Below are 12387 nucleotides of genomic sequence, written 5' to 3' on the forward strand. Positions count from 1 at the left end.
CGAAAATGTCTACCTATTTGTTGTTTGATAGTCTAATAATTAAATTGTCCATACATGGATTACTAAACTAATAGTACATGTTTTGTAACATAATTTGAGTCGGCAAATCAACTGAAAAATTTCTGGTCACTATCACTCATTTTCCCAATCCTCTAGGAAAATTTTTGTTAAAACACAATTTAATCCATATTCTCGTATTAAAGAGCAATTAAGATCTGTAATATTTCTGATATTTAGTATTGAAAAAAATTCCCATATTATGTTTATTTTTTCTATTAATTTCCTAATATTGAATTATTTAATATATTCTTGTATAATAATAATATCAATTATTTTTATATAAGTCAGTAGTTGAAATATTATAATAGGTGGTGTAAACCGACTTATGTATTTTGTTAAAATGCCAATAAACCCTCCATTATTACATGTTTCAAGCGGACGTTTTGTTTCAAATACACCCTGGATTCATACCAAACGTAATATCGACACTTTTGTAATAATAGTGGGTTTACATGGTTCTCTCTATATCCAGCAAAACAATGAACAATATGAAGTGAAGCCTGGAAATGTCTTAATATTACTTCCCAACACGACCCACCTTGGCTATAAAAAATCAGAACAAAGTTTATCTTATTATTGGTGTCATTTTCATTGTGAAAGCCCTTATGATATTATAGATAAACGGGATTCTGAAAAAAAAATGCTTCTGTTGGATCATACGGCATACCATACTAATAGCTTCGACTATGTACTTGCTCCTATTTTTTCTTTATTTAAAAGCATTGACAGAATTAATATCCTTTTTAATCAACTGCTTCATATATCAAACTCCGGTTATTACACCAAATATGGGGTAAACTATTTGCTGACCTTATTAATGGTTGAATTAACTCAACAAACCTTATCCGAATATCTTGCTGCATCAAGAGACGATGATAATAACAGTAAATTCATGGAAGTTCTGGAATGGGTCCGAATAAATACAGCGATAGATATCTCTGTGTCAGATATCGCCAGACGGTTTAACTATAATGCAGACTATCTTTCACGGCTTTTTAAACAAAAAACCGGTATGAGCTTACAAAAATATATTCATCACCTTAAAATTTCCAAGGCAAAGGAAATGCTTTTGCATTCAGACAATAGTATAAAAGAAATCGCTTATAAGGTTGGGTTCCATGACGAAAAGTACTTTATGAAATTATTCAAAAGTTATGAAAATCTTACTCCTACACAATTTAGGAACGCTTATTTCTATACTCATATGAATAATCATTAGTGGAAATTTTTTATTTATTTGTCAGATTACCCTTTAACTAATGTTAAAGGGTAATATTATATCAATCAATTTCTCAGGCTGGAAAAGAAAAATTACCCTTTAACTAATGTTAAAGGGTAATCTGACATAAATGATTAATTAGTAATTTTTCGTGTTCAAAATATTTCTTTTGATTTATACTACTTGTTATCTACTATTTGTTTAATCGCTTCATCTGATAAATCAATACTATTAATATTTACAGGGCACATACGGAATGTAAATGTAATGTCTTTTTGGAGAAGTTGATATTTTTCCATCAGTTTAGGTCCGCAGCTGTTTGAACCTACGCCACTCATCATATAATCCAAATGTATAATGGTGTTTCCGCTTTTTACAAGCTCATAGGGGTGTTTTGCACGAGTAAGCTCTTCTTGCGTATAATACGAAGCATTGAATGAAAATTCCCCTGCGAACATCATACCGTTTCCTGATAAATCGGTGACTGCTGCCCATTTTGTTCTGTAGTGGCTTCCATTTTCTTGTGGCATAATATAATTTTCGAACATCTCACCTACTGTTGTATCAAATTGACTTATATATGAAGCATGATGTTTATCAATATAACTTTCAAACGGTCCATAGCCAAAGTATTTTACATTGCTAAATTCCTCGGGCATACAAAGCTTTAGCCCAAACCTGGGTAAAAACAGTGGAGATTCCTTATGATTTACTGTAACATCCGTTTTACATTCAATATCTCCACTGCCGTATACGGTCCACAAGCATACCCCTTTTATAAGCGGTAATCTTGAAAAGGCACCTAGAGAATATTCTACCGATATCTCCACTTTTCTATCGTCTGCACTTGCAATTTTAACACTGTAAATATGATTTTTCATCTGGTGATAGCCATCATTGATCCATTCTTTTTTGATGTACCTATCATTGTCAAGAGGTGCCCGCCAAATGGTAAACTCAGGAACATTGGATATAAATTCATGTCCGTCTTTTTGAATTTGTATAAATCCACCCTTGCTTTTTGCAAAAGTGTACATAAAATTATTCCCATGGATAATGATTTCACTATCATTTTCAAAAACTGTTATTAAAGGCATACAAGAAAGCTTTACCATATACTCTTTTTTATCTGTCTTGATTTTTTGCTGCCAAAGATATATTTGATGTCCAGCCTCTGCCCACTGTGTGGATTTTGCCAAAACTGCTTCTACAATTAGATAACATTCACCACATAATCCGGCCGTGTTCAGTGGAATTGAAATAATTTCGGATTCTTTGGGCTTTACCGGCGGTAGAGCAATCAGCCCGTCTTGCGTTGTTTTACCATCTAACTCAACCCGCCATTTTAAGGACAAGTGAGATAAATCAATAAAATCATACAGGTTGGTTACTTTAATCTTCCCATCGTTGATTGCCATTTCTTCTATCTTTATTGGTGCAACTACGTTCTTATGCTCATAGAGTCCCACATGGGGGCGCCGGTCCGGATAGGTTAATCCATCTGCACAGAAATTCCCATCATTAGGGATATCTCCAAAATCACCACCATATGCCCAATAATAGTCACCGTTTTTATTCTTTACTTTCACAGCGTGGTCCGACCATTCCCATACAAAACCTCCTGCCAGACGAGGATGCTCATAGAATAACTGCCAATAATCGTAAAGGTCACCCGGTCCGTTTCCCATGGCATGACAGTATTCACATAGGATTAGCGGGCGCGGTTCATCTGTATCGCTTAAAAATTCATTTGCAATCCAATCAATTGCCGGGTACATTCTGCTGTACAAATCAATATATCCGATGTCAAGCTCTCTATAGTTTAAACGGCCTTCAAGTGCACTTGGCTTGAATATACGCTCATAATGGACAAGCCGGGATGTATCCCGCTGCTTCACCCATTTCCCCATAGCATCATGATTTGTCCCATGTCCTGATTCATTTCCCAATGACCATATGACAATGCACGGATGATTTTTATCACGTTCAACCATCCTCTCCATTCTATCCACATATGACTTCTCATACATAGGCATATTGGATATCATATGTCCATCTCCTGTATGTATAGCTCCATGACATTCAAGATCCGCCTCATCCATCACATAAAAACCCAATTTATCACACCATTCATAAAAACGGGGATCATTTGGATAGTGGGATGTTCTTATCGCATTTACATTGAATTGTTTCATTAGTAAAAGATCTTTCACCATATGTTCAACGGGAACCGTATGGCCAAGCTCCGGGTGTGATTCATGACGGTTGACGCCTTTTATTTTGACATTAACACCGTTAATATACATTACGGCATTTTTTACTTCTATCCGTCTAAATCCTATGTGATTTAAGATAATTTCTTCACCACAGTAAATATATACCGAATAAAGGTTTGGCGTTTCAGCTGACCACAAATCCGGCTTCATAACAGAAATAGGCCCTATTGTCCCACTAGTAAAATTTTGAAAATGCTCTTTATGAATCTCCTTATTGTCGGGAGACTTTATTAAAAGCGTAATATCTGCAGCATCAGAGAGCTTTAAATCAATATCAATCTTGCCTGCTGAAAAATCTTCATTTAAAGTTGGCTTTATAAATATATCCTTTATATGTACTTTGTCACGTTCTAGAATGTACACATCTCTAAATATTCCCGACATTCTCCACATGTCCTGGTCTTCAAGGTAACTTCCGTCACACCATTTCAGTACCAGAACCGTTATGCGGTTCTTACCGTCCCTGATATAATCTGTAATATCAAATTCACTGGTCATATGAGAGACTTGGCTGTATCCGATATTCACACCATTTATCCACAAATAAAAACAGCTATCTACACCTTCAAAGTTTATATAATATTTTTTATGCTGCTTTGGCGTAATGTTAAAATCCCGGAAATATACCCCTGCCGGATTCTCGTTCGGCACAAAGGGCGGATCTGTCGGGTAAGGATAAGCATGGTTTGTATAGTTTGGGGTGTCATATTCCCCTTTAAGTCCTTTTTCAGTAACCTGCCAGCATCCTGGAACAGAAATCTTGTCATAATCGGCAGGACTATAATCTTTACCAAAAAACTCTTCATTGATTTTATGAACAGAATGATAATAAAGAAAATTCCATACTCCGCACAAACTATAAAATCGTTCCGATGTTTCTCTTATTCCTTTTTCTGCTGATTGTTGGTTATGATATGGAATAAAATATGCCCTCGGCTCTTCACAGCCTACATGAAGAATATCCGGGTTTTCCCAATATTTAGTAATAACATTCATTGATATGACCTCCCTATTTGTCAATTACATAATATATACATTTTACAGAGTTTCAAGCTTCGCTGCAATGGATGTGTAGTTGTCTTATTTCTATCCAATCACCCTTTAACCGATCCGCTAAACGCCCCTGAAACAAAATACTTTTGAAAGAATATAAACAACAAAATCATTGGTACTATTCCCAATACAGACCCAACCATAACCGTTCCATATTTCACAACATTGCCCGGTGCAACCATCATAGAGAGCATCAACGGAACTGTGTACATTTCTTTCGAGTTGACAGCAACTAACGGCCACATAAAGCTTCCCCACTGCTGCATGAAAGTAACGATTGCCAATGAAGCACAAGCAGGTTTCATGGTTGGGAGAACAATACGAAAGAATGTGGCAAATTCATTGGACCCATCTATTCGTGCAGATTCAATCAATTCATCCGGAAACCCCAGCAACTGCTGTCTCATTAAAAATACACCAAACGGTGTAATCATAAAAGGAAGAATTAATGCTTTATATGAATTAATCCAGCCTAATTTCGTCATAGTAATAAATAATGGAACAACTGTTACCTGAAAAGGTAGCGTCATGGTCAATAGAACAATACTAAAGAGAAAATTATTACCTTTAAATTTGAATTTAGCGAAAGCATATCCAGCAAGTGCACCAAGCAAAACGGTGCTCAATGTAGTAATTGATGACACAAAAATACTATTGAATAATCCTTTCCAAATGGGCATTGTTTTTTGCAGCAGTTCTAGATTAACAAAGAAATTCCCTCCTGGCAGCCATCTTGGAGGTATCTTAAAAATTTGCGGCTCTGTCATTGTAGAAGCTGCAAACATCCAGTAAAAGGGGTAAATGGATACGATTGCACCTATTCCAAGAAATAAATACATGAGCAGCTGAGAGATAGTTTTTTGTATGCTGTTCTTCATATTAATTCTCCCCTCCCTTAGATAACCGCATTTGAAAGTACGATAAAATTGCAATGAGTATTGTCACGATATAAGCTCCTGCTGAAGCAAGGCCAAAGTTGAATGAGCCAAATGCCGTATCGTATAAATAATACATGACTGTAAGCGTTCCGTTGTTTGGCCCGCCCCTCGTAAGCATATATGGCTCAACAAAAAGCTTTAATGTCCCAATAGTGGAAAGTATCATACAGAATAACAGCACAGGTTTTAATTGAGGAATGGTTATCTTAAAAAAAATAACTGCACTTGAAGCGCCATCTATGCTAGCCGCTTCATACAACTCACTAGGTATTATTTGTAATCCTGATAAGATAATGACGCTGTTATATCCAGTCCATCGCCATGTTATAGCGATAATCACCATTAATTTAGCCCAAATAGCATTGGTTCCCCATCCGATGGGCTGAGCACCTAAAAATTTTATTCCCTGATTAATCAATCCGTAATTCTCATTAAATAGAAGAGAAAAAACCAAAGAATACGTTACCAAATCAATAAGCACAGGTAAAAAGAACGAGGTTCTAAAAAAAGTCTTGCATTTTAATAATTGAGAGTTAACCATCACGGCAATCAATGTAGCCAGTAAAAGCATTACCGGGACCTGTATCAAAAGTATCTCTCCAGTATTTATTAGTGCTTTTAAAAAAACGTCATCTGTTAACAAACGTTTATAATTTTGAAATCCTACAAAATTCATTTTGCTTGAACTCCATTTACAGAAACTTAACACCAGTGAATACATGATCGGATACAACATAAATATCATAAACATAATGAAAAAAGGAGATATAAATATATATGGAATGAAATCTGTTCTCCTAAAATGGTTACTCTTAGCCTGATAAACCGGTTCTTTTCTTATTTTATTTGTATTTATTTTTTGTTGCAGCAAGTAAGTTCCCCCCTATTGATTACAGTATCCCCTGGCAAAAACCAGGGGATAATTCAACTATTCGGCAATTTTTAAACCAGTCGCTTTTGCAGACTGTTCTTCAGCTTGCTTAAATGCTTTTTCGATGCTCATCTCTCCACTGATAGCAGCTCCAAATGCGTCAAGGAGTGGCTTTCTGAAGTCCAAAAAATATACTCCATAGTGTAATGGTGGAATGTTGGTAGAGAGGTCAGCGAAAGTTTGCGCGATGGAAAATCCAAAATATTCGTCATCCTTTTTGAAATCTTCAGTATCATAATACGGTGCCCAGGCTGGGAATAAACCGTACTTCATCTGAACTGACTGCCCTTCATTAGTCAACAAACAATATTCCACAAATGCCCATGCTGCTTCTTTATTTTTAGATTGTGTCGTAATACCAAAAACAGATCCCCCTGAAGCGGCTTGATTCGGCCCACCTTCAACAAAAGCCGGTAGAGGAATAACGCCCCATTTACCTTTCAAATCCGCAGCTTGATGGCGAATGGTACCCGCATACCAAACCGGATATATAATTGTCGCCGTATTTCCGTTAGCCACCGCACGAACTCTATCGTCCCATGTAGGTGTACTGAAAACCAAACCTTCATCTTTCATGTGTTTTAGCAGTTCCATCGCTTTAAATGCAGGTTCATGGGTAAAATCGATGTTACCGTTAGCATCATAGAATTCTCCGCCCAGTTGATTCATTAATATTTGCCAAGGTGTATAAAGATCGGGGCCGGTGGTATCATATGTAGTCATTTTTACATTAGGTAATTTTTTTTGAAGTTCTTTCCCTGCTGCAATAAATTTATCCCAAGTTGTCAAAGATTTTGCGTCAATACCTGCCTGTTCAAAAAAGTCTTTGCGGTAATAAACGCCTACAGGCCCAAGGTCAATAGGTATTCCATACACTTTATTATCTTTTACGACCGATATCCATGCTGCTTCGGCAAATTCTTTTTCATGTGCTTTTAGTTTATCTGTCAAATCTACGAATTGATCTGGAAATTTCATTAGAAAATTTTGATAATCTCTTTGCTGAACTTGAACGATGTCAGGGGCTCCCATGCCTGCTGTCAAAGGCGGGATAATTTTCTCATATGTACCCGTTACTCGTTGAACAGTAACTTTTACGTTAGGATATTTTTTATTAAACCCTTCTATCTCCGCTTCCATGGAATCTGCCTGATCATTCCATGCTGCTATCGTAATTTCGCCTTTTATATCGTTTTCTTTATTAGCTTCATTTTTCTGCACTGCGTCGGGTGCTTTATCACTTGTCTTCTGCTCCTGTTCATTTGTTACAGTATCCGGCTTTTTTGATGAACACCCTCCAAATAATGAGATAAGCATAATCATACTAAGTAATACAGCCACTAACCTTTTGAATTTCATTAATACTACCCCTTTCAATATAAGATTTCACCATAGCAAATACTTGAACTAAGCCTTATGCTTTTACATATACCGCCTATTTCCACCCCCCTCTTGTATTTTTCACAAATACTCCTTTGCAATTCTTATCTTGTCTCTATACATTTAAAGAATCATGTAAAAGTATAAGTGTTCCTGTTTAATATCAGACTGCATACTTAATTTAAGTAGTACCAGCTTTTTATTTTCTGCCAGTCATTTTTCTTAACTCATCAGCAGCCGCTTTTAAGTGCTCCTCAACGGGTTTGCTTTTATCGTTATAGCATAGTTCCAATGCTCGAGATACTATGAACCGGGCTTTGGGATAATCTTCAGTATAATTCACTTGAACAATATTTTTAGCTGTATTTTCAAACAATTTTCTTTCATTTTGGTAACCGAAGAACGGATCTGCCTTAGATACTTCAGGATTTCCATAAACAGGCTCCCAAGATGGGAAAAAACCATATTTGTACTGGTGTAATTGTGAAGAGTCATTAAGTATATGAAATTGGACATATGCCCAAGCACCTTCTGCATTTTGGGTTTGCTTGGAAATAGCTAAGTTTGAACCTCCACTTTCTGCCGTTCTTGCATCTGTTTCATCCCAAACAGGCAATGGAATAACTCCCCAATTACCATTTCTGTCTTCTCCATAAGCTTTTTTTAAAAGTGGGTTAAACCATGCTGCATTAATGATTGATGCTATCTTATCTTGTTTAATTGCTGTATAAAATGGCGGGCTTTCCCTATAAGCATCATAAACTAAGTTTTGGTCAAACAAGCTTGTCAAAAATCTAGCTACACTTATACCTTGCGGCGAATCTAATTTTACATTGCCTTCTTTGTCAAAAATCCATATATTCTCGCTTTCCGCCTTTTGCGACAAAATAATTTCAAATAGTGCCGGGTTTGCTTTTGTTTTAGATTCAGCAATAGCAAAAGCACCGGTATTTTTTTTAATATGCTCCATTATTTCATAATAGTCTTTCCAAGTATTTATTAATTTAGATACTTCCTCCGGCTCGCTTGGCAGCCCGGCTTCTTTAAAAATCTTTCTATTATAAAACAGTGCTACAGGGCCGCTATCCCAAGGCACTGCATAAACCTTTCCATCAGGACCTGTTGCCAACTTTACTTTATGCTTGTTAATTTTGTTTATGTCTTCCCCTAATCTGTCTGTTAAATCCATTAGACCTTGAGTTTTAATCATCTGAGGCATATTTCTTGATTCAACTGCAAATACATCCGGCCCACCTTCTCCAGCCTGCACAGCAAGTATAAACTTTTTATAGAGATCTTCATTTGGCATTGTTTCATATGCGATTGTCAAATTAGGATATGCTTTTCTAAAATCTCCCTGTAATCCATCCAAAACCTTCTTCGCATTCTCCCAAATCCATACAGTTATTTCCCCTTCAATATTCTCAGGTGTGTCCCCTTCAACCTGTTTGACTGATTCATTAATGGTTATTTCTTTTCTAGAACTAGTATCTACACCTTTATTTTTCCAATCTCCAACCAATACTACCGAGATTGCTAAAGCTATAATTAGTGTTGTAGAAATAGGTTTTCTCATTATGCAACCTCCTATAGACGAATAGAAATCATTCTATTGCTCTTTTCTATAGTAAGTCCCTCCCTTTAATATAATAATAATGTATAATAATTCTATATACAATGGCACATATTAACAAAATATCACTTTTCTTACTTTGCTGTTGAAAATGATATGATCCAATATTTTTGAATGTAGCTTTTATTAATAATGTGTGTTAAATATTATGTTGGATTATAGATTTATCTCCCAACTTTTATTTCACTACCGGCATAATCATGCTTTTTTTACTTCTGAAGGAGTTACACCCGTCACTTTTTTAAATACCCTGCAGAAATGCCTGTAATCGTTATAACCAACTAGTCGGGCTGCTTCATAGATTTTGATATTCTCTTCAAGTAATCTTCTGGCATTTTCCACTCTGACCTTCGCTAAATAATATATAAAATTTATCCCTACTTCCTGCTTAAAGAGCATACTAAAATAATTTTTACTCATATTAACGTGATTAGAGATACTTTCCAAAGATATTTCATCGGCATAATGTCTTGTAATATATCTTAAAGCTTCGGCTATGGCAGGAGAATAATGGCTGTTTTTCTTTTTTTGTATATTATCAATAAGCATGGTAATTATTTTCTTAACCCATTCTTCTATTTCAGCAAGAGTATCGTTCTTATATACTTCGTGCAGCATATTGTGTCTATCTCCAAAAAAATCTTCCAAAGTAATTTCATCTCTAAAAATTCTTAAAAATTCAATAATAATCTCAATGACTAACGCGCAGACATCTTCCTTTTGAGGTATTTCCTTTTTTTTAATAGCGGAGAACAAGATGGTTATATTTTTGAAGATATCTTCTATATTCTTAGCTCTTGCTGCTTCATACAAATCATTTAACTCTAAAGCAAAAACCTCTTTTAGATTTTTGCTATTACAAGCTATATCTTTGAATTTTATTATTTTTCCTTTTCCTAAAACAAATTTTTGGTTCAATGCTTGTAGAGCCTGCTCAAAAGCAATACTTATATTATTAATACTGTTTGATACATTACTAACTCCTATAGTTACGGATATCCCTAAATAGTTATTGATTGCTATCTGAATTTTTTTATTAACTTCAATTACTTTTTGATTTTCGCATTTTTGGCTGTAATGATTAACGTTAAACAGCACAACGATTTTTCTGGTTTCATGCATAAAGCACACACCATTATTGTATTGTTTCATGATATCATTTACAGCATTAATACATGATAAGTACAACATTTGTATGTCATTATAGGTATATTTTTCTTTTATTTTTTCATAATCATCAAACTCAATTAAAAGGAGTATAAAGTGTTCCGGGTCAAAATTTATATCTAACCTGTCAAAATCGTTTTTTATATTTTGTAAATCTTTAATGCCACTGTTCAACAGATTATTTAAATATCTTTCTCTCAATAAACTTAAGCTTTGATTCGCCTGTTCTTCAAGCTTTTTTATTTCTTTATTCTTATTTCTTTCTAAAACAATTTTTTCTTTTATTTCTTTCAAAACATTTAAGATATCCTCCGGTGTCATAGTAGGTTTAAAAAGATAGTCAACCGCACCATACTTCATTGCTTCCCTCACATAGTCATACTCATTCAAACAACTCAACACAATAATCTTCGTATTCGGATTTATACATTTGATTCGTTTTATCATTTCAATACCATTCAATAAAGGCATTTTAATATCTGTTAAAATAATATCGGGCTTCAACTTTTCAAACAGTTCGACAGCTTCTCCACCATTAGAAGCTTCTCCAACCACCTCAAAACCATTTTCTTCCCAATTGATGCAAGATTTTATCCCTATTCTCACTAGGGACTCATCATCCACAATCATAATCTTATGCATTTTCACCCGTCCCTTCATCGATAATTATTGGCAGATAAAACATTACTTTTGTTCCTCTATTGATACTACTATATATTTTCAGGCTGGATTGCTCTCCAAAATATCTAACCAATCTTTCATTTACGTTCTCAATACCTAATCCGGAAAATTTTCTATCTTTATCAATATTAATATCCATACCAATACCATCATCAATAATCTCAAATTTTAGTTTATCATTTATCTGCGATAACGTAATTTGTATTGTTCCTACACCACCCTTAGGCTCAATTCCATGAAAAATAGCATTTTCAATAATTGGCTGTAGAATTAGCTTAATTGTTTTATAGTGCAACAATTTTTCATCAATGTCGTAATTAACTATAAATTTATCATTATAACGGATTTTTTGCAGGAATATATAATTTTTAGCGTGTTCCAGCTCTTGTTCTATAGAAACAAATTCTCCAATTCTTTTTCCACTGAACTCAAGAAGTTTTATTAACGAAACAATCATTTTACTTATGCTGTCAGCCTTTTGTATTACTGCCATCCACTTGATAGTATTGAGCGTATTATAAAGAAAATGGGGATTTATTTGAGCTTGTAAGGCTTTTAATTCGGCTTCTCTTTTTTTATTCTCTTCCTGATAAACCTTATTCATTAAATTATTGATCTGGGCAAGCATATTATTAAATGCCACGCCAAGCTGCCCCACTTCGTCTTTTGAATCTACACTTACCCTTACACTTAAATCTCCAAGCTCTACTTTTTTTACAACTTTTGCTAGTCTTGTAATCGGTGTGGAAATATAAATAGACGTATAAGAAGCCATAAGCACTACCAGAACAATAAAAATAATTCCAAATATTTGTGTTTGCCTTTTTAATTTGAAAGATTTTTGCATCAGTATATCTCTTGGAATGACATTGACAATTTTCCAATTTGTATAGGGTATCGTGCTATATTGTACTAAAGAATCCTTTCCAGCAAATCTTGCACTGGTAACACCTGCCGAGTCTGTAAAATAATTAAATAACTGTTTTTCATCATATGTATTATTAAAGATTCTACTGAAATCCGGATGATACACCATTTCACCATACATA

8 protein-coding genes are annotated in these 12387 nt (G+C 34.8%); 1 reads left to right on the plus strand and 7 read right to left on the minus strand.

All coding sequences use genetic code 11. The features are described 5' to 3' along the window. The first annotated feature begins 385 nt into the window (after window positions 1–385). Window positions 386–1279 carry an AraC family transcriptional regulator gene (locus CIB29_RS13360; protein ID WP_094550462.1) on the plus strand — a complete coding sequence of 298 codons (894 nt, stop codon included), beginning with the start codon at window positions 386–388 and terminating at the stop codon, window positions 1277–1279. Window positions 1280–1458: 179 nt separating this feature from the next. Here CIB29_RS13360 and CIB29_RS13365 read toward each other — a convergent pair whose 3' ends face one another. From CIB29_RS13365 to CIB29_RS13395, 7 genes are all read right to left on the minus strand, one after another. Next, window positions 1459–4551 carry a glycoside hydrolase family 2 TIM barrel-domain containing protein gene (locus tag CIB29_RS13365; protein WP_094550464.1) on the minus strand — a complete coding sequence of 1031 codons (3093 nt, stop codon included), beginning with the start codon at window positions 4549–4551 and terminating at the stop codon, window positions 1459–1461. A gap of 98 nt (window positions 4552–4649) precedes the next feature. Further along, the gene (locus CIB29_RS13370; RefSeq protein WP_094550466.1) at window positions 4650–5486 is read right to left on the minus strand and encodes a carbohydrate ABC transporter permease; all 837 of its coding nucleotides are present in this window, start codon (window positions 5484–5486) and stop codon (window positions 4650–4652) included. A gap of 1 nt (window position 5487) precedes the next feature. After that, window positions 5488–6417, minus strand: a complete 930-nt coding sequence (locus tag CIB29_RS13375; RefSeq protein ID WP_242965224.1) for a carbohydrate ABC transporter permease — start codon at window positions 6415–6417, stop codon at window positions 5488–5490. Between the two features lie 57 nt (window positions 6418–6474). Continuing rightward, entirely contained in the window at window positions 6475–7836 is a 1362-nt protein-coding gene (locus CIB29_RS13380; protein ID WP_094550468.1) for an ABC transporter substrate-binding protein, read from the minus strand. A gap of 220 nt (window positions 7837–8056) precedes the next feature. Next, on the minus strand, window positions 8057–9433 hold the full coding sequence (locus CIB29_RS13385; RefSeq protein WP_094550470.1) for an ABC transporter substrate-binding protein: 1377 nt from the start codon (window positions 9431–9433) through the stop codon (window positions 8057–8059). Window positions 9434–9688: 255 nt separating this feature from the next. Beyond that, the gene (locus CIB29_RS13390; protein WP_198543884.1) at window positions 9689–11299 is read right to left on the minus strand and encodes a response regulator transcription factor; all 1611 of its coding nucleotides are present in this window, start codon (window positions 11297–11299) and stop codon (window positions 9689–9691) included. Continuing rightward, complete coding sequence (locus CIB29_RS13395) at window positions 11292–12386, minus strand: sensor histidine kinase (protein ID WP_094550474.1); 1095 nt, start codon at window positions 12384–12386, stop codon at window positions 11292–11294. The genes CIB29_RS13390 and CIB29_RS13395 overlap by 8 nt, the downstream gene beginning before the upstream one ends. Window position 12387: the final 1 nt, after the last annotated feature.

Origin of the sequence: Petroclostridium xylanilyticum, from assembly GCF_002252565.1 — a bacterium.
GTDB classification, from domain to species: domain Bacteria; phylum Bacillota; class Clostridia; order SK-Y3; family SK-Y3; genus Petroclostridium; species Petroclostridium xylanilyticum.